The sequence below is a fragment of the Variovorax dokdonensis genome (assembly GCF_030316895.1).
GTDB lineage: Bacteria > Pseudomonadota > Gammaproteobacteria > Burkholderiales > Burkholderiaceae_C > Variovorax > Variovorax dokdonensis.
Map to the genome: position 1 here is coordinate 68,571 of NZ_JASZYV010000001.1, position 21,005 is coordinate 89,575.

The following is a 21,005-nucleotide window of genomic DNA, read 5'->3' on the forward strand; positions in this document are numbered from 1 at the left end:
ACCCCCTTCGAGGGGGCAACACCTGCGGCCCGGCCGAGCCGGTTCCGCGGTGTTCTCGGAAAATCGCAAGCAGGCCATCGACATGACGCTCACCGCCTACTTTCTCCGTCTTGCCCGCTACCACGTGTGGGCGACGCAGGTGCTGCTCGACAAGAGCCTGCAGCACCTGGGCGATGAGCAATGGCATCGCGACTGCGGGCTGTTCTTCGGATCGGTACATCGCACGGTCAACCACCTGCTGGTGACCGACAACATCTGGCATGCGCGCTTCGCGCAGGGCGTTTCGCCGCGCATGGCGCTCGACACCGAGCTCTTTCACGAGCGCGATCCGCTGGTGGCGGCGCTGCGCAAGGCGGTGCAGCGCTGGCCGGCATGGCTGGAGGGTCTGTCCGAATCCGACGCCGGCCGGCTCGACGGCGACCTGAGCTACACCCGCAACAACGGCGAGACGGTGCGCATTCCATTCGCGCCGGCGCTCGGCCATGTGTTCAACCACGCGACCCACCATCGCGGCCAGATCTCGGCCGCGCTCACGTCCATGGGCCTTCCGGGGCCCGAGCTGGACTGGGTCTACCAGCTACAGCAGGAGGCACGCAGCAACTCATGAGCACGAACTTCAACGCCCTTCAGGTCGAGGCCGACGGCCCGGTCGCCCGCATCTGGCTCAACCGGCCCGATCTTCGCAATGCCTTCGACGACGAGGTGATCGGCGAGCTGGGCCAGGCCTTTGCCCAGGTCGGCGCCCGCGACGATGTTCGTGCGGTGGTGCTGGGCGCACGTGGCCCGGCCTTCTGCGCCGGCGCCAATCTCAACTGGATGCGCCGTGCCGCCGACTTCACGCACGAGCAGAACACGCAGGACGCGGCGCGCCTCGCAGCCATGCTGCAGACCATCCACGAACTGCCCATGCCGGTGGTCGCCCGCATCCAGGGCGACGTGTATGCCGGCGGCATGGGCCTGGTGGCCGCCTGCGACATCGCCATCGCGTCGGACAACGCCAACTTCTGCCTGAGCGAGGTGCGCATCGGCCTCATTCCCGCCACCATCAGCCCGTACGTGATCCGTGCCATGGGCGCGCGGGCGGCGCAGCGCTACTTCCTCACCGCCGAGCGTTTTTCGGCGGCCGAGGCGATGCGCATCGGCCTCGTGCATGAGGTCGTCGCAGCCGACGCGCTGGACGCCAAGCTCGAAGAGATCGTCAAGTCGCTGTGCAATGCCGGTCCCGCCGCCGTGCGTGCCTGCAAGCAATTGATCGAAGACGTGGCCGGTCGCGACATCGACGATGCGCTGGTGGCCCGCACCGTCAAGGGCATTGCCGACATCCGCGCCAGCGAAGAAGGCCGCGAAGGCGTGCGCTCCTTCCTCGAAAAGCGCAAGCCGAGCTGGCTGCTCTGAGCAAGCCCGACTGATCGGCATGGACACGCTCGCCGCACTCGACACGCCCCAGCTTCTGGCCCTGGCCGCCGCGCTGGGCTGGGCCAGCGGCGTGCGCCTGTACCTGGTGGTGTTCCTCACCGGGCTGGCCGGCTACCTGGGCTGGATTGCGCTGCCGCAGGGCCTGCACCTGCTGGCCAACCCGGTGGTGCTGGCGGCCAGCGGCTTCATGCTGTTCGTCGAGTTCTTCGCCGACAAGATCCCCGGCCTGGATTCGCTGTGGGACGTGGTGCACACGGTCATTCGCGTGCCTGCCGGTGCGGCACTGGCGGCCGGCGTGTTCGGCGCCGACCATGCGGCCACTGCGGTCGCGGCGGCCATCATCGGCGGCGGGCTGGCGGCCACATCGCACGCGGCCAAGGCCACCACGCGTGCGGCCATCAACACATCGCCCGAGCCCTTCAGCAACATCGGTGCCTCGCTGGTCGAGGACACGGCCGTGCCCGCCGGGCTCTGGCTGGCGGTGGCGCACCCGCTGCTCTTCGGCGTGGTGCTGCTGGCGCTGCTGGTGCTCAGCATTTGGCTCATCCGCAAGAGCTGGCGCTTTCTGCGTGCGCTGTTCACACGCATGGCGCGCATCTTCAGCGGCCGCCCCGACCCGGGCGTGACGCCCGCTTTCACCTCTCGAAGAACGACTCCCGACGGAGATTGACTCATATGTTCAAGAAGATCCTCATTGCGAACCGGGGCGAGATCGCCTGCCGCGTGGCCGCCACGGCGCGCCGCATGGCCATCCAGACGGTGGCCGTGTATTCGGACGCCGACGCGCATGCCAACCACGTGCGCGCCTGCGACGAGGCCGTCTACCTCGGCGGCAGCGCCCCCAAGGACAGCTACCTGCGCTGGGAGAAGATCATCGAGGCCGCGAAGGCCACCGGGGCCCAGGCCATTCACCCCGGCTACGGCTTCCTTTCCGAGAACGAGGATTTCGCCAAGGCCTGCGCGGCTGCCGGCCTGGTCTTCATCGGCCCGCCGGCCGAGGCCATCCTGGCGATGGGCCTCAAGGCGGAATCGAAGCGCCTGATGGAAAAGGCCGGCGTGCCGCTGGTGCCCGGCTACCACGGCGCCGAGCAGGGCGGCGAACTGCTGCAGCGCGAGGCCGACCGCATCGGCTATCCGGTGCTCATCAAGGCCAGCGCGGGCGGCGGCGGCAAGGGCATGCGCATCGTCGAGAAAGCCGAGGACTTTGCCGCGGCGCTCGCCTCGTGCCAGCGCGAGGCCATCAACAGCTTCGGCAGCGATGCGGTGCTGATCGAGAAGTACGTGCAGCGTCCGCGTCACATCGAGATCCAGGTGTTCGGAGACATGCACGGTCAATGCGTCTACCTGTTCGAGCGCGACTGCTCGGTGCAGCGACGCCACCAGAAGGTTCTGGAAGAAGCGCCCGCGCCCGGCATGACCGAGGCCATGCGCAAGCAGATGGGCGAAGCGGCCGTGAACGCCGCACGCGCCGTGAACTACGTCGGCGCAGGCACTGTGGAGTTCATCGTCGAGCAGACCGGCGGCTACGACGAGCCCGAGGCCATGAAGTTCTATTTCATGGAGATGAACACCCGTCTGCAGGTGGAGCATCCCGTCACCGAAGCCATCACCGGGCTCGACCTGGTGGAGTGGCAATTGCGCGTGGCCGCTGGCGAGCCGCTGCCCGCGCGCCAGGAAGACCTGCAGATCCACGGCCATGCGATCGAGGCGCGCATCTGCGCCGAGAACCCGGACAACGGCTTCCTGCCCGCCACCGGCACGCTGCATGTCTATCGCAAGCCTGCGCAGCACACGAGCTTTCAACGCAGCCGGGTCCGCATCGACGACGGCGTGCGTGAGGGCGGCGAGATCTCGCCCTTCTACGACTCGATGATCGCCAAGCTGATCGTGCACGGCGCCAATCGTGCCGAAGCGCTGGCGCGACTCGACGCGGCGCTGGCGCAGACGCACATCGTGGGCCTTTCGACCAACGTGCAGTTCCTGCGCCGAGTGCTGGCGAGCGAATCGTTCGCCAAGGCGCGGCTCGACACGGCGCTCATCGAGCGCGAGCGCGCCGTGCTGTTCGACCAGGAGCCGCTGGGCTTGCCCTTGGCGGCCGCTGCATCCGTGGCCGACACGCTGCTCGACGAGGCCCAGGCCGCAAGCGCCGATCCGTTCGACCGGCGCGATGGCTGGCGTGCGCTGGGCACCTCGGTGCGCCCCTTCAGCTTTGAATTCCGCGGCGAGACGCACGGTGCCGAACTGCGCTATCTGAACGGGAGCGCGCTGGAACTCAAGGTGGGCGACGTGGCCGGCCCGCTGGTCATCGGCCGGTTGCCCGACGGCGAGGCCGAGGTCGCGTTCAACGGCCGCCGGCACACGCTGCGTGTCTACCGCCACGGCGATGTCGCGCACGTGTTCGGTCCGCAGGGCGCGACGCGCATCGCCACCGTCGACCAACTGGCCCACGCCGGCGATACCCAGGCCGAAGGCGGACGCCTGACAGCGCCGATGCCGGGCAAGGTGGTGTCCTTCGCGGTGAAGGCGGGCGACAGCGTCAAGCGCGGCCAGCCGCTGGCCGTCATGGAAGCGATGAAGATGGAGCACACCATTGCCGCGCCGGCGGACGGCAAGGTGGAAGAGCTGTTGTTCGTCCCTGGAGACCAGGTGACGGAAGGGGCGGAGTTGCTGCGGCTGGCGGTGGCTGCCTGACGCTCTGGCCCCGGTCGTCTAGGCGGCGGGCCGGGGCATGATCTTCTGCACGCTGGTGCCGCGCAGGACTTCGACCTCGCCGGTCGCGATCGCACCCTCGGCAAAGACCAGCGTCGACGCGAGGCGTGTCACGCGCCCACGGGCTTCCAGAAACTGGCCTTCGCGCGCAGCGGCAAGAAACTGCGTGCCGAGTTGTACCGTCACGCACGGTTGACGGCCTGCGGCCTCCCAGGCCACGGCGCTGATCATGTGATCGAACAGGGCGCACAGCACGCCGCCGTGAACGAAGCCCGCCGGATTGAGATGTTCGGCGCCCGCCAGGATGCCGTAGGCCCAACCGTCCTCTTCCTTTCGCGTCCAAAGCGGACCCATGCGGTCGGCAAAGCCTGAAAGCGTTCGTTCGCGCCATCCCGCTTCGCTCAGCGATTCGCGCGTTTGATGTCCTGGTTGCATCTTGGGTTGCAGTGCTTGGTTGCGAGGTGTTCAGCTCAGGGCCTGGGCTTCGCGGATCAGGTCGGCTGCCACAGCTTGCGCGCGCGAGCCGCTGAGCTGGTCCGTTACCGCGAGCGCGACCAGCGCGTGCGTCAGGCGCCGCTGTGCATCGACGATCGGCGCCGCGATGACCGTGACGCCGCTGATGTAGTTGCCGCGATCGATCGCGTAGCCCTTGCGCTCGACCGCACGCACCTCCTTCTTCCATGCTTCGAAGTCGGGTGCGTTTTCCCAGACCAGGCCCTTGAAGCGCCGGGCCAGTTCGGCGTCGGAAAGCGCCGCATAGGCCGCGACCAATCGTCCGGTGGCGCTGGTCAGCGGAGGCACGCGGCTGCCCACTTCCACATACAGCTGGAACGGCCCGCGTGAGCGCGCCAGAGCCAGCACCACCAGGTCGTCGAGGCCGGAGGCCTTGACCCCGATGGTCGTCACGTTCCATGCCTCGGACAGCCTGTCGAGCGCGGCTTGCACGCGAGCCGGGAAGGGGTTGGCCTCGACCACGCTGCGCGCCAGTGCCAACACGCCCACATCGAGGCTGTAGCGCTTGGTGGAGGGCTCCACCTTGACCATGCCTTCGTCGACCAGCACACGCAGGATGTGCAGGCAGGTGCTGGTCACCAGTTCGAGTTCGTCGGCGATGGCCTTGAGCGTCAGCGGTTCGCCGCGTGCGGCGAGCAGTCGCAGGATGGCCAGCGCGCGCGAAACGGCGGGCACCTCTCGAATACGGCGCGCGGGCGGCTGGGCAGCAGTCTTGGTCGAGGAAGAAGCAGGCAACGCGGACTCCATGTAACGCGCCAAGCATACGAGCTTTGAGCCATTCCACGAACCGATGCCCAGAGCCATCTGCCTTCACTTCATCCCTTGTCATAATTGTCTATATACAATTCATAGACGCTATTGACAATTGTGGCCGCGGCGCGCAAAGTACGTTTCATCGAGCAACGACATGAGAGACAAGGCGATGACCCGGTTGACCGAATACACCCGCTACGCCGATGCGCAGGCGTACTGCAGTTCCGAGAAGCTCTGGGAGCTCTTCGACGGCGATGCACGCAAGATGAACATCGCGCATGAATGCATCGACCGGCATGTGGATGGCGAGCGCGAAGCCGTCGTCCTGGTGCGCGCCAACGGGCAGGACGAATCGCTGACCTTCCGCCAGATCTCCGAAGGCTCGGCCAGGTTTGCCAACTTTCTCAAGGACGAAGGCATCCGCCCGGGCGATCGCGTGGCCGTGATGCTCGAGCCGTCGCTGGCCTTCTACGTCGCGATCTTCGGCGCGATCAAGATGGGCGCGATCGCGGTGCCTTTGTTCACACTGTTCGGGCCAGACGGAATTCGCCTTCGCGTTCAGGACTGCAAGCCCCGCATGATGGTGACCAACGAGGAAAAGGCGGGCGTGGTGCCGGCTTCGGAAGACCTGAAGCTCGTCGTCGCCAACGAAGCCTTCCTGGCCGGGCTCCAAAAGTACCCGTCGACCTTCGAAGTGGACACCAAGGCCGACGACCTGGCCATCTTCCAATACACCTCGGGCACCACCCGGGAGCTGCCCGACGCCGTCAAGCACACGCACCGCGCCATCGTCACGTTGATGCTGGCGGCGCTGTACGGCACCGGTGTGCGGCCGGGCGATCGGTTCATGTGCCCGTCGTCGCCCGCATGGGGACACGGCCTCTGGCACGGCACGCTGGCGCCTTTGGCCATGGGCGTCACGGTCGGCGCCTATGCCGGCAAGTTCAGCGGCGAACGCCTGCTGCAGGCGCTGGAGGCGCATCGCTTCAACAACCTGTCGGCGGCCGCCACCCACTACCGGATGATGCGCAACTCCGGTGCGGCGCAGAAGCACCGCTATGGCCTCGACAAGCTGTCCTTCACCGGCGAGCCGATCGACAGCGAGACGGCTGGCTTCATCGAAGCGACCTTCGGGCACAAGGCCTGCAGCATGTACGGCACGACCGAGATCGGCGTGTGCCTGGTTTCCTATCCCGGCGCACCGGACTTCCCGGTCAAGTCAGGTTCGCTGGGCAAGCCGGTTCCCGGCCTGCGCGTCGAGGTCCAGGACGCGAATGGCGCGCCTTGCGCACCGGGCGTCACCGGCGAGCTGAAGCTGTGGCGGCGCGGCGAATGGGTCGCCACCAAGGACCTGGGCCGCATCGATGCCGACGGCTATTTCTGGCACGGCGGGCGAGCCGACGACGTGATCATCTCGGCCGGCTGGACCATCGGCGCGGTCGAGGTGGAAGACGCCATCCTCAAGCATCCGGACGTCAAGGAAGCCGCCGCCATCGGCGTGCCCGACGCGCTGCGCGGGCTCGTCGTCAAGGCCTTCGTCGTCTCCGACCGCCCGGGCGGCGATCAGTTCGCGCAGGAAATCCAGGACGCCGTTCGTTCGCGCCTCAGCCAGCACGAATACCCGCGCCAGGTGGCCTTCGTTGCCGAACTGCCCAAGACGCCTGCCGGAAAGATCCATCGCAAGAAGCTGCGCGAGCAGGAAGCCGCCGCGCTGGCCGTCGCCGCCTGATCCACCCCCCTCCATCTGCATCGACCACCACCAGGAGACAGCATGTCCACCAAAATCGAAAGAAGCTTTCCCAAGATCACCGACGAAGGGCTGGATGAGCTTCGCCAACGCATCGGCCTGAAGATCGGCGCCACCGCCGAACCCTGGTGCTACGAGGCGACGCGCGACAACATCCGCCACTACGCGCACGGCATCGGCGACGACAACCCTCTGTGGTGCGACCCCGACTACGCCGCCAAGACCAAGTACGGCGGCATCATTGCGCTGCCGAGCTTTCTCTTCTCGACCAGCCGCATCGTGTCGGGCTACGTCGGCGGCCTGCCGGGCGTGCATGCCATGTGGTCGGGCGCGGACTGGACCTGGCACAAGCCGGTGCAGCGCAACGACACCATCCGCACCGAAGCCCACCTCAAGGACCTGATCGAGCACCAGACCCGGTTCGCGGGCCGCGCAGTCCAGCAGATCTACCACGTCGACTTCTTCAACCAGAGCGGCGACAAGGTGGCCGAGTGCGACAGCTGGTGCTTCCGCACCGAGCGGGACCATGCGCGCGAACAGGGCAGCAAGTACAAGGAAGTGCGCGAGCGCGAGCCGCGCAAGTATTCGACCGAGGAAATCCAGGCCGCCTACAAGCTGTATGCCCAGGAAGAGATCCGCGGCAGCAACACCCGCTACTGGGAAGACGTGAAGGAAGGCGAATCGCTGCCCGTCATGTTCAAGGGGCCGATGACGGTCACCGGCTTCATCGCCTACGCACAGGGCTGGGGCGGCCTGTACATCCGCGCCAACAAGCTGGCCTGGAAGCTGATCGACGCGCATCCCGGCGTGGGCATCACCAACCGCTTCGGCATTCCGGACGTGCCCGAGCGCGTGCACTGGGAGGAAGACTTCGCGCTCGAAGTGGGCGCGCCCGGCGCGTACGACTACGGTCCGGAGCGCACCTCGTGGCTCACGCACCACCTGACCAACTGGATGGGCGACGATGGCTTCCTGCGCAAGGCGCATTGCAAGATCCGCCGCCACAACCCCGAGGGGGACATGCTCTTCATCAAGGGCCACGTCACGCGCAAGTTCGTCGAGGACGGCAGGCATCTGGTGGAGATCTCGCAGGAAGCCCACAACCAGGACGACGAGCTGTCGGTGATCGGCTCGGGCGTGGTCGAGCTGCCTTCGCGCGGCTGAGCGGCCTGGCCCTTCGGGGCCCGGCTCCGGATGTCAGTACGCACGGTCGGGCCTGCAAGCGAAGCTCGCCGTGTGCTCTCTCGAGAAGGCTATGGCAGACACCTCGAAGCGAAGTGCCTCGGGCCACGGGGCATTGGCCGGACTGCGCGTGCTCGACCTCTCGCGCGTCCTGGCCGGCCCTCTGTGCACGCAGATGCTGTCGGACCACGGCGCGCAGGTGGTGAAGATCGAGCCGCCGCGCGGCGACGAAACGCGAACCCTCGGGCCGCCGTTCAACGATGACGGAGATGCGGCCTACTTCACCGCGGTCAACCGCGGCAAGCAGGCCATGAGCCTGGACCTGTCGCAGCCGGAAGGCCGAGAGACCTTGCTGGCGCTGCTCGGCGATGCCGACATCCTGATCGAGAACTTCATTCCCGGAACGATGCAGCGCTGGGGCCTGGACTACGAGGACGAACTGCGTCCCCGCTTTCCGCGGCTGATCTACTGCGCCGTGTCGGGCTTCGGGGGCGACGGACCGCTGGGTGGCCTGCCTGGCTACGACGCCGTTCTGCAGGCCATGTGCGGCCTGATGAGCGTCAACGGTGACGATGATTCGGGCCCGACGCGCATCGGCGTGCCGATCGTCGATCACGTGACTGGCTATACCGCACTGACCGGCATCCTGCTTGCGCTGCACGAGCGGCAACGATCGGGGCTGGGGCAGCGCGTGGAGGCCACGCTGTTCGACACCGCGTTGAGCCTGCTGGTGCCTCATGCGGCCAACTGGATGTATTCGGGGCAGGCGCCTCAGTTGCTCGGCAGTGCGCATCCGAACATCGCGCCCTACGACAAATTCCAGTGCCGCGACGGCCTGGTCTTCCTGGGCATCGTCAACGACCGGCAGTTCGAGAAGTTCTGCGGCTTGATGAGCCTGCCCGCGCTCGCGACCGACGCACGCTTCGCCAACAACGCGCAGCGCCTGCGCCATCGCGATGCGCTGCGCCAGGAGATCGAGGCGGCCCTGTCCGACTGGAGCCGCGCCGATGTCTGTGCGCGGCTGATGCAGGGCGGCGTGCCGGCGGGGCCGGTGCATTCGGTGCCCGAGGCGTTCTCGCAGCCGCACGCCACGCACCGCGGCATGACGGTGGAAAGCGGCGCCTATCGCGGCATCGGTATTCCGGTGCGGCTTTCGAGAACGCCTGGCCGGCCCGGGGCACACCCGCCACGGTTCGGACAGCACGCGCAGCGCATCCTGCAAGAGGCGGGACTTGATCCTCCCACGGGGCCGGCATGCGCGACGGAAAAGGCAGCGCCATTGGGCTGTGCGACAGATTGAATCAGTGCAGGTCATCTGCATCTACAACTAGGAGACAAGTCATGAAATCGGTACTCGGGTTCTTCCTTTCTCTTGCACTCTTCGCCGGCCTGCCCGCCCAGGCGCAGCAGGACTATCCCCACAAGCCCATACGCATCGTGGTGCCCTATCAGGCGGGGCAGGGCACCGACGTGGCGACGCGCTTCCTGGCCGAGCAGCTCGGCAGGGCGCTCGGGCAGGCGATCGTGGTGGACAACAAGGCAGGCGCCGGCGGCAGCATCGGCGCGGCCGATGTGGCGCGCGCAGCGCCCGACGGCTACACGCTGCTCATGGGCACCAACGGCACCCATGTGCTCAACCAATTCCTCTACCCATCGATCCCGTTCGACCCGGTCAAGGACTTCGAGCCGGTGGCGCTGGTCAGCACCTTCCCGATGGTGGTGGTGGCCAACACCAGCACCAGCTACAAGTCGCTCGCCGACCTGCTGGCCGAGGCCAAGGCCAAGCCGGGTGCCGTGAGCGTCGGCTTGCCGAGCACGACCGCCCGGCTGGTCGTGGAACTGTTGCAGAAGCAGTCCGGCACCAAGTTCCAGGAGGTTCCGTACAAGGGCTCCGGCACCTTCACGACCGACCTCATGGGCGGACAGGTCACGGTCGGGGTGGACACCGCGAGCGCGGCGCGGCCCTTCATCGCCAGCGGCAAGATGAAGGCGCTGGCCGTCACTTCGGAAGGCGCCTCGGCATTGCTGCCCGGCGTCGATCCGGTCTCCGCGACCGGCATGAAGGGCTTCCAGGTGGTTGCCTACAACGGCCTCTACGCACCGCATGGCACGCCGCAGGCCATCGTCCGCAAGCTCAATGCGGAGGTCGCGAAGATCCTGGCGCGTCCGGAAGCCCAGAAGCGGCTGCTCGAACTGGGCCACGAAGTGGCCGGCGGTACGCCGGAAGACCTGGCCGCCTTTGCTCGCGACGAACGCAAGAAGTGGGAGCCGATCATCGAGGCTGCGGGCATGCGCGCCCAGTGAGGCCAGCGGCACCATGCGACGGTGCCGCCCAGCTTGCGCCTCGCCCGGGCCGGCGTCGTTCTAAGATCGCCCGATGCGCATCATCGTCTCCCTGACCGACAACCGTCCCGACGCCTGGATCGCGGGCCTCCAGGCCGAACTGCCCGACGCCGAGATCGAAGTCTGGCAAAGCGGCGCCGCACCGGCCGACCATGCCGTGGTGTGGGTGCCGCCGCAGCAACTGCTGGACGAGCAGCCGCAGCTCAAGGGCTTGTTCAACATCGGCGCCGGTGTCGATGCGCTGCTCAAGCTGCGGGTGCCGCCCACGACCAAGATCGTGCGGCTGGACGACGCGGGCATGTCGGTCCAGATGGCCGAGTACGTCTGCCACACGCTGATCCGCCACTTCCGTGAATTCGACGTCTACGAGGCCGAGGCGCGCGAAGGCCGCTGGAGCTTTCGCAAGCCGCGGCAGCGGCGCGACTTTCCGGTGGGCGTGATGGGGCTGGGCGTGCTCGGTGAACGCGTGGCCCGGGCCGTGGCCCACTTCGAGTTCCCCGTGCTGGGCTGGAGCCGCTCGCCCAGGCAACTCGACGGCGTGCGCACCTTCGCGGGCGAGTCGCAGTTCGACGAGTTCCTGGCTTCCACACGAGTGCTCGTCAACCTGCTTCCGCTGACGCACGAGACGCGCGGCATCCTCAACCGCGACACGCTCGGCCGGCTGCTGCCCGGCGGCTACCTCATCAGCATCGCGCGCGGCGGGCATCTGGTCGAGGAACACCTCGTCCCGCTGCTGGACGCCGGCAAACTGGCCGGCGCGACACTGGACGTGTTCCAGACCGAGCCGCTGCCCGCCGACCATCCCTTCTGGCGCCATCCGAAAATCACCGTCACGCCGCACGCCTCGGCCCGCACCCTGCGCGATGAATCGGTGGCGCAGATCGCCGGCAAGATCCGCGCGCTGGCCCAGGGCCAGCCGATCAGCGGCGTCGTCGACAGGGACAAGGGCTACTGAGTGCCCGCCGGCAGCGCCATCGCAGGACAATCCGACATCCATCCAGAGACACCACCATGAAACTCCCCGCCAAGGTCAAGCTCGTCGACGTCGGTCCGCGCGACGGCCTCCAGAACGAAAAGCTGCCCGTCTCGGCCGAAACCAAGATCGGCCTGGTGCACCGCCTGCAGGATGCCGGCCTGACCGAGATCGAGGTCACCAGCTTCGTCAGCCCCAAGTGGGTGCCGCAGATGGGCGACAACGCGCAGGTGATGCACGGCATCCAGCGCAAGCCGGGCGTGCGCTACTCGGTGCTCATCCCGAACATGAAGGGTTTCGAGGCGGCCATCTCGGCGCCGCGCGAAGAGTGGCCCGACGAGATCGTGGTCTTCGGCGCCGCCAGCGAGGCTTTCAGCCAGAAGAACATCAACTGCTCCATCGCCGAGAGCATCGAGCGCTTCGCGCCGGTGGTGGCGGCGGCGCGTGACAAGGGCATCCATGTGCGCGGCGCCATGTCCTGCACCGTGGGCTGTCCGTACGAAGGCGAGATCGCGCCCGAGGCGGTGGGCCGCCTGGCCCGGCTGATGAAGGACATCGGCGTGCAGCACATCGGCGTGGCCGACACCATCGGCGTGGGCACGCCGGTCAAGGTGCAGCGCGCCATGGAAGCCACGCTGGCGCACTACGCCATCGACGATGTTTCCGGCCACTTCCACGACACCTACGGCCAGGCGCTGGGCAACACGCTGGCCAGCCTGGAGATGGGCGTGTGGCAGTTCGACACCTCCGCCGCCGGCTTGGGTGGCTGCCCCTATGCCAAGGGCGCGACCGGCAATGTCGCCACCGAAGACGTCGTCTACATGCTCCACGGCATGGGCATCGAGACCGGCATCGACCTCGACAAGCTGATCGACGCCGGCGTCTACATCAGCGACGCACTGGGCCGCGAGCCGAACTCGCGCGCGTCGAAGGCGATCCGCACCAAGCGGGCGGGCTGACGCGCCGGGCGAGCATGGCGCACAGCGGCAAGCTGCGGACCTGGCACGACGACCGCGGATTCGGCTTCATTGCCCCGCGCGACGGCGGGCGCGAACTGTTCGTTCACATCAGCGCGTTTCCGCGCGACGGTTCCAGACCGACGGAAGGCGAAACGCTCATTTACGAGTTGGGCGTGGGCCGCGACGGAAAGCCTCAGGCGGTCCGCGTCTATCGACAAGCCATCGGGGCGCCCGCTTCACGCTCGTCAGCGGGCCGACCCGTTCATGAGGCGCCGGGCAGCAGCCGGGCTCCTCTCCTGGCGCTGATCGTCCTGGCGCTGGTCTGCGTCGCGGGGTTCGTGGGATGGCGGATGTGGGAAGTCAACCATCCCCGCGCAGTGGCGGAGGCGCTGGCTGGCGACTCGATCCAAGCATCAGCACTTCCAACCACGTCGTCGTTCCGATGCGATGGCCGAACGTATTGCTCGCAGATGACTTCGTGCGCCGAAGCCAAATACTTTCTGAAGAACTGCCCGGATACCAAGATGGACGGGAATCACGACGGCGTGCCTTGCGAGCAGCAGTGGTGCACGAGCTTCTTCGCGCAGTGAATCACTCCCGAGCCATCCATGAGCCCACCTGGATTGCACGCACTGGCTCATGAAGAAGTGGCACGCTTCTTCGACGACTTCTGCCGCGCATTCGCCACCTTCGATGGCGCTGTCGTGGCCAAGCGCTACCTGAGGCAGCACGAAGGCATCGCGGTCTGCGCTTCGACCGACCACGCCGCCTGACCGAGCGGCTGCTTCAGCTGGCCGGCAGGCAGCGCCAGTGGCGTTCGCGCGGCGAGCCGGTTTCGACCTGCTCGATCAGGCCGCGGCGGGCGTGGCGCGTCAGGGCCATCGTGACGCTGGAGGCGAAGTTGTGCTGGTCGTGCTTGGAGGCAAAGGTCAGGTCGCGGCGATTCATGATGTAGTCGGTGACCTGGCGCGAGGTCAGCACCTGCCCGGCGGCCTCGTACAGCGCGTCCAGCGCCAGTTGGCTCACGTCGCCGCGCACCAGGGTCGAGGCGATCTTGGACTTGGCCGCGACCGCCAGGCCGCCGCGCACGGGCGGCAGCTTGATTTCCGGATCCTCGAAGCGGATCAACTGGTCCAGGTTGCGCAGCATTTCGTAGTGGCGGCGCAGCTGGGCCTCGGCCCGGTTCACTTCGTCGGCCAGTTCGGTTCGGCGCGCGATCAGGCCGTCCAGCAGTCCGGGCTTGTCGGCCGCCGCGGTGGCGGCAGCGCCACTGGCGCCAGGGGGGGCGCCGCGCGCGGCGAGGTGTGCAGTGAGTTCCATTGAAGAAGAACGTGCGGCGGTTCGGGCCCGGCTAGCCCGCGGCCAGCCTCGTGCCCATGCCGGTGGCCGTGGAGCGCCTTGCGCCGTCGGGTCCGTAGAAGAGTTGGGCGCTGGCCTGCAGGAAGTTCAGCGCGCGCTGGGTGAAATCGAGGTGCGCCCACACGGCGCTGCCGGCCTGCAGGTTTTCCGAGCGGGCCAGCGCGGCGGCGGCCAGCAGTTCGCACCACGCCTGGTGGGTCGCCTGGCCGAAGAAGATGGCAACGGCGTCCGCGCCCGCACGTCCCGGGGAAAATCCGGCGGCTCTCTGGGTGGTCTCGCGCTCGCGCTCCAGGCCGCCAAGCTGCTCCAGCAGGGCTTCCTTGCGCAGGCCGATGGCCTGCAGCTCCGTGAAGCGCCGGCCGGCCATCGCGTCCTGCTCCTGCGCCAGCAGGTCGCGCAGCGCGGCGACACAGGCTTGCTGGGCCTGCAGGCAGGCCAGGAAAGCGTTCGCGTTCATTCCTTCTTCTCCTGATCGGGGCCGAGCAGGCTGCGAACGCTGTCGAGCAGGCCGCTGGCGATGCGTTCGGGGTTGACCTGATAGCGACCGGCGCGGATGTCCTCGCGGATCGCGGCGACGCGGGCGGCGTCGAATTCACCGCCCGTGGCGCCGGCGGGCATGGCATGGACCTGGGCCGAGATCTGCACGGTGCTGTCCTTGGTGCGGCCCGCGGCATCGGCGGCTGCCGCGGCAGCGGCAGAGCCCTGCTTGGCAGGGCGGGTGGCCGACGAGGCCGAGGGCGCGGTTGGGTCGATCTTCACGATGGTTCCTCAAATGGGCTGCCCTCTTTATCGGCACACCAGGTCAAAACTTTAGGCCACATCTGCACAAGGGGCCAGCCGGAGCCGGCATGGCGGGTTTTGGCCCCTGCGCGATGCATTCACTGTGCCAGATGGATCCGGCCATCGGCGTCGGCCACGCCGGTCACCAGGCGGCCGTCGCGGGTACGGGCGCGCACGGCTTCGCCCGCCTCGGCCTGGGTCATGGCCTTGCCTTCGGTGCTGATGGCAAAGCCGGCGCCCTGGGCCACCACCTGGACCGTCTGGCCCTGCTGGATCACGACCACGCCGCGCATCAGATCCTTGCGCAGCGGTGCGCCGGCGGCAATGCGCTGGGAAACCGTCACGCCCTCCAGGTCGGCCGTATCGGTGACGATCGAGCGGGGCAGGGCGCTCAGGTCGCCGGTGCGCTTGACATAGTCACCCGGCAGCAGGGCCTCGCCGGCCGACATGGCGCGGGCGGCGACGTAATAGGTGCCCTGGATGACCACGTTGGCGGCCACGTAGCGCGTCCATGGCTGGGCGTCGCGGCAGCGCAGGCCGATCGACACCCGCCCCCACGGCGTCTGGCCGGTGGGCATGAAGGCTTCGAAGTCGCTCGCGCAGTCGGGCAGGTTGGCGCCGGTGCGGTAGCTGACGCTCGCCTTGCCCGGCAGGCCGGCGGTCTGCGCCTGCACCAGCCGCTCGACGGCGGCGCGGGCCGCCTCGGGCAAGGCCGTGGCGCGGCCCGGCAGGGCCCAGGCCAGCACGCCCAGGCTGACGATCCACACCGGCAGCGAATCGCGCAGGGCGCGCATCCAGCACCAGTCGCGGCGAACCCAGTCGCCGTCGAAGTCATCTCGTTGCATCTTGTTCATCCGGTTTGCGTCTGCCGGAAATTCTAGGAAGCCAACCCTCGCGCCGAAGCCTGGAACTGCAGCCGAAAACCGCTGTTGTTCGGCCCATTGCCCGCGGCACTCGTGCATAGACTTGCTTTCCATCTTGACCGGCCTGCGCCTCCTGCAACTGCATGGCGCCGGCACTGCATGAAGGATGGAACCGATGATCGACAAGCTGGATGCGGCGCTGCGCTTCAACAGCGAGGCCCTGAACCTGCGGGCCCGGCGACAGGAGGTGCTGGCAGCCAACATTGCCAACGCCGATACCCCCAACTACAAGGCGCGCGACTTCGATTTCGCCAGCACGCTCGGCCGCGTGGTGGAAGAAGGGCGCAGTGCCCAGTCGCTGGACATGGCGACCACCTCGTCGCGCCATCTCGGCGGCGCGGCATCGGCGATGTCCGACGAGGAACTGCTCTACCGCGTGCCGACCCAGTCGAGCATCGACGGCAACACCGTCGACATGAACGTGGAGCGCGTGAACTTCGCGGACAACGCGCTGCGCTACGAATCCAACCTCACCGTCATCGGCGCCAAGATCAAGACGCTCCTGTCGGCGGTTCAGCAGTAAGGCGAGGAACACAACGCCATGCCCATCTCCAGCCCCGCCATGAACATCTTCAACGTGGCCGGCTCGGCCATGACCGCGCAGTCGCAGCGCATGAACGTCACGGCCAGCAACCTGGCCAACGCCGACAGCGTGGCCGGCCCGGACGGCCAGCCCTATCGCGCCAAGCAGGTGGTCTTCGAGCTCGCGCCCGGCGCGCAGCAGGACATCGGCGGCGTGCAGGTCTCGCGCGTGGTGGACGACCCGTCGCCACCCAAGATGCTCTACGACCCGAAGAACCCGCTGGCCAATGCCGAAGGCTACGTGGCCATGCCCAACGTGAACGTGGTCGAGGAGATGACCAACATGATCTCCGCCTCGCGCAGCTACCAGGCCAACGTCGAGGTGCTCAACACCGCCAAGACGCTGATGCTCAAGACGCTCACCGTCGGCCAGTAACCCCCCCGAATCAAAAAGAACACGTCATGGCCATCGCCGACACCTCTTCCATCAGCGGCGCCAATGCCGCGTCCGCCGCTGCCAGCGCGACCAGCGTGTCGAGCAGCGACAACGAGCAGCGCTTTCTCAAGCTGCTGGTCACGCAGCTGAACAACCAGGACCCGCTCAATCCGATGGAAAACGCGGAACTCACCTCGCAGCTGGCGCAGATGAGCACCGTGAGCGGCATCGAGAAGCTCAACGAGACGCTGTCCGGGCTGGTCAACCAGACGGGCTCCAACCAGGTGCTGCAGGCGGCCTCGCTCATCGGCTACCACGTGCTATCGCCCGGCAGCACGCTGACCACGCAGGCCACCGCCGATGGCGAAGAGCCGGCGGCCCAGGCCTTTGCCGTGCAGTTGCCCGGGACCGCGTCGGACGTGCAGATCAAGATCGTCGATGCCAGCGGCAAGACCGTCCGCACCATCGACGCCGGCACGCTCAACGAAGGCGTCAACGCCATCACCTGGGACGGCAAGGACGACCTGGGCCAGGCGGTGCCGGCCGGCCAGTACAGCTTCAACGTCGCGGCCACCAACGGCAGCAGCGCCGTCAGCGCCACCGCGCTCACCTTCGCCCAGGTGGCGGCGGTCAAGCAGGGAACCGACGGCGGCGTGACGCTGGAGCTGGTCTCGGGCAAGAGCATCGGCCTGTCGGACGTCCGCATGTACCTGTAGCCGATTCGACGGCGCATTCCATCCAACCCCTCGCAAACAAGCCAAGGAAAAACACATGGCCTTCTCCCAAGGCATCAGCGGGCTCAGCGTCGCTGCCGCCAACCTCGACGTCATCGGCAACAACATCGCCAACTCGGGCACCGTGGGCTTTAAGTCCGCGGCGGCCACCTTCCAGGACGTTTACGCCGGCTCGCGCATCGGCCTTGGCGCCTCGGTCTCGGGCGTGGTGCAGAACTTCACCCAGGGCGTGACGCAGACCAGCAGCCGTCCGCTGGACGTGGCCATCCTCAACGGCGAAGGCTTCTTCCGCCTGGCCAGCAGCACGGGCGAGGTCATGTACTCGCGCAACGGCCAGTTCACCAAGGACAAGGACGGCTACCTCGTCAATTCCTCGGGCCTGCGCCTGACCGGCTACGGCGTGAACGCCAACGGCGGCATCAGCGGCGGCACGCCCAGCGCCATCCAGATCCCGACCGCGGGCATGGCGCCCAACGCCACCACGTCGATCGACGCTGAATTCAACCTCGACTCGCGCAGCACGACGCCCACCAAGACGCCGTTCGACGCGACCGACTCCGACACCTTCAACTACGCCAACGCCATCGGCCCGGTGTACGACTCGCTGGGCAACCCGCACGACGTGGCGGTGTATTTCGTCAAGACCGGCGCCGGCACCTGGGACGCCTATGGCACGGCCGACGGCACTGCGCTCAATGGCGGCGCCGCCCTGTCGGGCCTGACCTTCGACGCCAACGGCAACCTCACCGCACCGGCCGGCGGCGCCATCACGCTGCCGACCATGACCTTCCCGAACGGATCGGCCGCCATGAACGTGACGGTGGACCTGAGCGGCACCACGCAGTTCGGCAGCGCCAACACCATGAGCGCGCTCAGCCAGGACGGCTTCACCTCGGGCGAGCTGACCTCCTTCTCGATCAACCCCGACGGCACCATCACCGGCAAGTTCTCGAACGAACAGACGCGCCTGCTGGGCCAGGTGGTGCTGTCATCCTTTGCCAACCCCAACGGTCTGGAACCCAAGGGCGAAAACATGTGGGCCGAGACCCAGGCCTCGGGCCAGGCCCTGACCGGCACGCCCGGAGAAGGCACGCGACTGGGTTCGCTCGCCTCCGGCGCGCTGGAAGCCTCCAACGTCGACCTGACCTCCGAGCTGGTCAACCTCATCGTCGCGCAGCGCAACTACCAGGCCAATGCGCAGACGGTGAAGACGCAGGACCAGGTCATGCAGACCCTGATGAACATCCGCTGACGCGGCCTGCCGAGCGCATTTCCAACTTCGCACGAAGGAGCAAGCAATGGACCGCATGCTGTATGTCGCCATGAGCGGCGCCAAGCAGGCCATGGAGCAGCAGGCCACCGTGGCCAACAACATGGCGAACGCGTCGACACCGGGCTTTCGCGCGCAGATCGATGCGTTCCGCGCCGTGCCCGTGGTGGGCGAGGAGCCGACCACGCGCGCCTTCGTGGTCGCCACCACGCCCGGCGCCGATTTCAGCCACGGGCCGCTGACCGACACCGGCCGTGCGCTCGACGTCGCGGTCGACGGTGACGGCTGGCTCGTCGTGCAGACGCCCGACGGCGGCGAAGCCTATACCCGCGTGGGCAACCTGCAGGTCGGACCCGACGGCCAGGTCACCACCATGGGCGGACGCCCGGTGGTGGGCGATGGCGGCGCGCTGGTCATTCCGCCGGGCTCCACCGTCACCGTGGCGGCCGATGGCGGCATCGCCGCGCGCGGCCCCGGCGATCCGACGACCGGCGTCGCCCAGGTCGGCAGGCTCAAGCTGGTCAACCCCGACAACGCCGACCTGGTGCGCGGCGACGACGGCCTGTTCCGCATGCGTGCGGGCGTGCCGCCAGCCGAAGCCGATCCGACCGTGACCGTGAAGTCGGGCGTGGTCGAGGGCAGCAACGTCAATTCCGTCGAAGCCATGGTCGCCATGATCGCCAGCGGCCGCAGCTTCGAGATGCAGATGAAGTCGATCCAGACCGCCGACGAAGGCGCGCAATCGGCCAACCGCCTGCTCGCCTACGGCTGATGCCGGGCGACTTTCATTTCCGAACAGGAGCCTAAGCAATGATCCGTTCCCTCTACGTGGCCAAGACCGGCCTCGAAGCGCAGCAGACGCAACTGGACGTGGTGTCCAACAACCTCGCCAACGTCGGCACCACCGGCTTCAAGAAAAGCCGCGCGGTGTTCGAAGACCTCATGTACCAGAACCTGCGCCAGGTCGGCGGGCAGACCTCCGACCAGACGCGTCTGCCCTCGGGCCTGCAGGTGGGCACCGGCGTTCGCGTCGTTGCCACCGAGCGCATGCATGCGCAGGGCAACATGACCAAGACCGACAACCCGAAGGACGTGGCCATCAACGGCGCCGGGTTCTTCCAGGTGCAGATGCCCGACGGCACCACTTCGTACACGCGCGACGGCTCGTTCCAGACCGACAGCGAAGGCCAATTGGTCACGGCCAGCGGCTTTCTGATCCAGCCGGCCATCACCATTCCGCAGAACAGCACGAGCCTGACCATCGGCCGCGACGGCATCGTCTCGGTCACGCAGGCGGGCAGCACGGCGACGGTGCAGGTCGGTCAGTTGCAGCTGGCCACCTTCCTCAACCCGGCCGGCCTGCAGAGCCAGGGCGAGAACCTCTACACCGAGACCGACTCCTCCGGCCCGCCCAACCTGGTCAACCCCGGGCTGGACGGCGCCGGCATCCTGAGCCAGGGCTATACCGAGGCGTCGAACGTGAACGTGGTCGAGGAGCTGGTGAACATGATCACCACGCAGCGCGCCTACGAGATCAACAGCAAGGCCGTGCAGACGTCCGACCAGATGCTGCAGCGCCTGGCACAGCTATGACCTGGCTGCTGCCCACCCCACGCGCCATGGCTGGCATGGCGCTCGCGCTGGTGCTTTCCGGGTGCGCGCTCGTGCCGAAGGAGCCGCTGGTGCATCAGCCGATGACGGCGCGCGCGGAGCCTTTCAACGAAGGGCGGGTGCGCAATCCGGGCGGCTCGCTGTATGTGGGCGGCGGGCACGGCATCGCGCTGTTCGAGGACCGTCGTCCGCGCAACGTGGGCGACATCCTGACGATCGTGGTCAGCGAGAAGATCAACGCCACCAAGAACTCGGGCGCCAACGCCAGTCGCGATTCCAGCACCGCGGCCGCCTTCTCGGTGGTCCCCAAGCTGCTCGGCGGGCTGCTCAAGGATCAGGACGCGCAGCTGTCGGGCAAGACCGGCATCAACGCCAAGGGCGGTGCGAGCGCCGCGAACACCTTCAATGGCGTGATCACCGTCACCGTGACCGACGTGCTGCCCAACGGCAACCTGCTGGTCAGCGGCGAGAAGCAGATGGGGATCAACCAGGGCACGGAGTTCATCCGCTTCTCGGGCGTGGTCAATCCACGCACCGTGACGGGCAACAACACCGTGCTGTCGACCCAGGTGGCCGACGCGCGCATCGAATACACGGCCAAGGGCTACATCGACGAAGCGCAGCAGATGGGTTGGTTGCAGCGGATCTTCCTCAGTGTCATGCCGTATTGATGGCTCCCCCCCAGTCTTCGCGCACTTCGTGTCGCTTCGCCAACCCCCTCGAGGGGGCGTGGTCTGCGGCCCGGCAAAGCCGGTTCCGCGACCACCTCGAACTG

Annotated in this window: 25 protein-coding genes; 19 read left to right on the forward strand and 6 right to left on the reverse strand. The window is 67.5% G+C overall.

All coding sequences use genetic code 11. The annotated features are described in order from the left end of the window. Positions 1 to 82: 82 nt before the first annotated feature. Genes QTH91_RS00330 through QTH91_RS00345 form a run of 4 tightly spaced genes read left to right on the forward strand, consistent with a single transcriptional unit; the run spans position 83 to position 4,107 of the window. Positions 83 to 607, forward strand: coding sequence for a DinB family protein (locus QTH91_RS00330; RefSeq protein WP_286658045.1), 525 nt, complete (start codon positions 83 to 85; stop codon positions 605 to 607). Continuing rightward, positions 604 to 1,395, forward strand: coding sequence for an enoyl-CoA hydratase/isomerase family protein (locus QTH91_RS00335; RefSeq protein WP_286658046.1), 792 nt, complete (start codon positions 604 to 606; stop codon positions 1,393 to 1,395). The genes QTH91_RS00330 and QTH91_RS00335 overlap by 4 nt, the downstream gene beginning before the upstream one ends. A gap of 19 nt (positions 1,396 to 1,414) precedes the next feature. Continuing rightward, a complete protein-coding gene (locus QTH91_RS00340; protein WP_286658047.1) occupies positions 1,415 to 2,086 on the forward strand; it encodes a DUF4126 domain-containing protein in 672 nt (223 codons plus the stop codon). Between the two features lie 5 nt (positions 2,087 to 2,091). Next, on the forward strand, positions 2,092 to 4,107 hold the full coding sequence (locus QTH91_RS00345) for an acetyl/propionyl/methylcrotonyl-CoA carboxylase subunit alpha (protein WP_286658048.1): 2,016 nt from the start codon (positions 2,092 to 2,094) through the stop codon (positions 4,105 to 4,107). Positions 4,108 to 4,125: 18 nt separating this feature from the next. Here QTH91_RS00345 and QTH91_RS00350 read toward each other — a convergent pair whose 3' ends face one another. Further along, a complete protein-coding gene (locus tag QTH91_RS00350; RefSeq protein WP_286658049.1) occupies positions 4,126 to 4,560 on the reverse strand; it encodes a PaaI family thioesterase in 435 nt (144 codons plus the stop codon). A gap of 30 nt (positions 4,561 to 4,590) precedes the next feature. Continuing rightward, positions 4,591 to 5,373, reverse strand: a complete 783-nt coding sequence (locus tag QTH91_RS00355) for an IclR family transcriptional regulator (protein ID WP_286658050.1) — start codon at positions 5,371 to 5,373, stop codon at positions 4,591 to 4,593. A 187-nt stretch (positions 5,374 to 5,560) separates the two neighbouring features. On the opposite strand from QTH91_RS00355, the gene QTH91_RS00360 reads away from it, so the two are divergent. The 8 genes from QTH91_RS00360 to QTH91_RS00395 all read left to right on the forward strand — a co-directional run bounded on the left by QTH91_RS00360 (position 5,561) and on the right by QTH91_RS00395 (position 13,368). Further along, positions 5,561 to 7,120: an acetate--CoA ligase gene (locus QTH91_RS00360; protein WP_286658051.1), complete on the forward strand. Its 1,560-nt coding sequence runs from the start codon at positions 5,561 to 5,563 to the stop codon at positions 7,118 to 7,120. 42 nt (positions 7,121 to 7,162) lie between these two features. Further along, the gene (locus QTH91_RS00365) at positions 7,163 to 8,302 is read left to right on the forward strand and encodes an FAS1-like dehydratase domain-containing protein (protein WP_286658052.1); all 1,140 of its coding nucleotides are present in this window, start codon (positions 7,163 to 7,165) and stop codon (positions 8,300 to 8,302) included. A 91-nt stretch (positions 8,303 to 8,393) separates the two neighbouring features. Next, complete coding sequence (locus QTH91_RS00370) at positions 8,394 to 9,620, forward strand: CaiB/BaiF CoA transferase family protein (protein ID WP_286658053.1); 1,227 nt, start codon at positions 8,394 to 8,396, stop codon at positions 9,618 to 9,620. 41 nt (positions 9,621 to 9,661) lie between these two features. Beyond that, a complete protein-coding gene (locus QTH91_RS00375) occupies positions 9,662 to 10,624 on the forward strand; it encodes a Bug family tripartite tricarboxylate transporter substrate binding protein (protein WP_286658054.1) in 963 nt (320 codons plus the stop codon). 73 nt (positions 10,625 to 10,697) lie between these two features. Continuing rightward, on the forward strand, positions 10,698 to 11,618 hold the full coding sequence (locus QTH91_RS00380; protein WP_286658055.1) for a 2-hydroxyacid dehydrogenase: 921 nt from the start codon (positions 10,698 to 10,700) through the stop codon (positions 11,616 to 11,618). Between the two features lie 56 nt (positions 11,619 to 11,674). Next, positions 11,675 to 12,595, forward strand: coding sequence for a hydroxymethylglutaryl-CoA lyase (locus QTH91_RS00385; RefSeq protein ID WP_286658056.1), 921 nt, complete (start codon positions 11,675 to 11,677; stop codon positions 12,593 to 12,595). A gap of 14 nt (positions 12,596 to 12,609) precedes the next feature. Next, positions 12,610 to 13,185 carry a cold shock domain-containing protein gene (locus QTH91_RS00390; protein WP_286658057.1) on the forward strand — a complete coding sequence of 192 codons (576 nt, stop codon included), beginning with the start codon at positions 12,610 to 12,612 and terminating at the stop codon, positions 13,183 to 13,185. A gap of 18 nt (positions 13,186 to 13,203) precedes the next feature. Beyond that, positions 13,204 to 13,368, forward strand: a complete 165-nt coding sequence (locus QTH91_RS00395) for a hypothetical protein (RefSeq protein WP_286658058.1) — start codon at positions 13,204 to 13,206, stop codon at positions 13,366 to 13,368. A gap of 13 nt (positions 13,369 to 13,381) precedes the next feature. Here the strand turns inward: QTH91_RS00395 and QTH91_RS00400 are convergent, their stop codons facing one another. The 4 genes from QTH91_RS00400 to flgA form a co-directional block, all read right to left on the reverse strand. Then, positions 13,382 to 13,915 (reverse strand): hypothetical protein, encoded by a 534-nt coding sequence (locus QTH91_RS00400; RefSeq protein WP_286658059.1) that lies wholly within the window; start codon positions 13,913 to 13,915, stop codon positions 13,382 to 13,384. A gap of 31 nt (positions 13,916 to 13,946) precedes the next feature. After that, complete coding sequence (locus tag QTH91_RS00405; RefSeq protein WP_286658060.1) at positions 13,947 to 14,411, reverse strand: flagella synthesis protein FlgN; 465 nt, start codon at positions 14,409 to 14,411, stop codon at positions 13,947 to 13,949. After that, positions 14,408 to 14,713 (reverse strand): flagellar biosynthesis anti-sigma factor FlgM, encoded by a 306-nt coding sequence (gene flgM / locus QTH91_RS00410; protein WP_286658061.1) that lies wholly within the window; start codon positions 14,711 to 14,713, stop codon positions 14,408 to 14,410. The genes QTH91_RS00405 and flgM overlap by 4 nt, the downstream gene beginning before the upstream one ends. A 119-nt stretch (positions 14,714 to 14,832) precedes the next feature. Further along, positions 14,833 to 15,579: a flagellar basal body P-ring formation chaperone FlgA gene (gene flgA, locus QTH91_RS00415; RefSeq protein WP_286658062.1), complete on the reverse strand. Its 747-nt coding sequence runs from the start codon at positions 15,577 to 15,579 to the stop codon at positions 14,833 to 14,835. 193 nt (positions 15,580 to 15,772) lie between these two features. Between flgA and flgB the strand changes: the two genes are divergently transcribed. From flgB to QTH91_RS00450, 7 genes are read left to right on the forward strand one after another with little or no spacing between them, the layout of a single operon-like run. Beyond that, positions 15,773 to 16,180 (forward strand): flagellar basal body rod protein FlgB, encoded by a 408-nt coding sequence (gene flgB / locus QTH91_RS00420; protein ID WP_286658063.1) that lies wholly within the window; start codon positions 15,773 to 15,775, stop codon positions 16,178 to 16,180. 39 nt (positions 16,181 to 16,219) lie between these two features. Beyond that, entirely contained in the window at positions 16,220 to 16,615 is a 396-nt protein-coding gene (gene flgC, locus QTH91_RS00425) for a flagellar basal body rod protein FlgC (RefSeq protein WP_286659572.1), read from the forward strand. A 26-nt stretch (positions 16,616 to 16,641) separates the two neighbouring features. Continuing rightward, positions 16,642 to 17,331 carry a flagellar hook assembly protein FlgD gene (locus QTH91_RS00430; protein WP_286658064.1) on the forward strand — a complete coding sequence of 230 codons (690 nt, stop codon included), beginning with the start codon at positions 16,642 to 16,644 and terminating at the stop codon, positions 17,329 to 17,331. A gap of 55 nt (positions 17,332 to 17,386) precedes the next feature. Then, the gene (gene flgE, locus QTH91_RS00435; RefSeq protein ID WP_286658065.1) at positions 17,387 to 18,601 is read left to right on the forward strand and encodes a flagellar hook protein FlgE; all 1,215 of its coding nucleotides are present in this window, start codon (positions 17,387 to 17,389) and stop codon (positions 18,599 to 18,601) included. A gap of 46 nt (positions 18,602 to 18,647) precedes the next feature. After that, positions 18,648 to 19,391 carry a flagellar basal-body rod protein FlgF gene (flgF, locus tag QTH91_RS00440; protein WP_286658066.1) on the forward strand — a complete coding sequence of 248 codons (744 nt, stop codon included), beginning with the start codon at positions 18,648 to 18,650 and terminating at the stop codon, positions 19,389 to 19,391. A gap of 38 nt (positions 19,392 to 19,429) precedes the next feature. Continuing rightward, a complete protein-coding gene (gene flgG / locus QTH91_RS00445) occupies positions 19,430 to 20,212 on the forward strand; it encodes a flagellar basal-body rod protein FlgG (RefSeq protein WP_286658067.1) in 783 nt (260 codons plus the stop codon). After that, positions 20,209 to 20,901 carry a flagellar basal body L-ring protein FlgH gene (locus tag QTH91_RS00450; protein ID WP_286658068.1) on the forward strand — a complete coding sequence of 231 codons (693 nt, stop codon included), beginning with the start codon at positions 20,209 to 20,211 and terminating at the stop codon, positions 20,899 to 20,901. Before flgG ends, QTH91_RS00450 begins: the two co-directional genes overlap by 4 nt. The last annotated feature ends 104 nt before the right edge of the window (positions 20,902 to 21,005 follow it).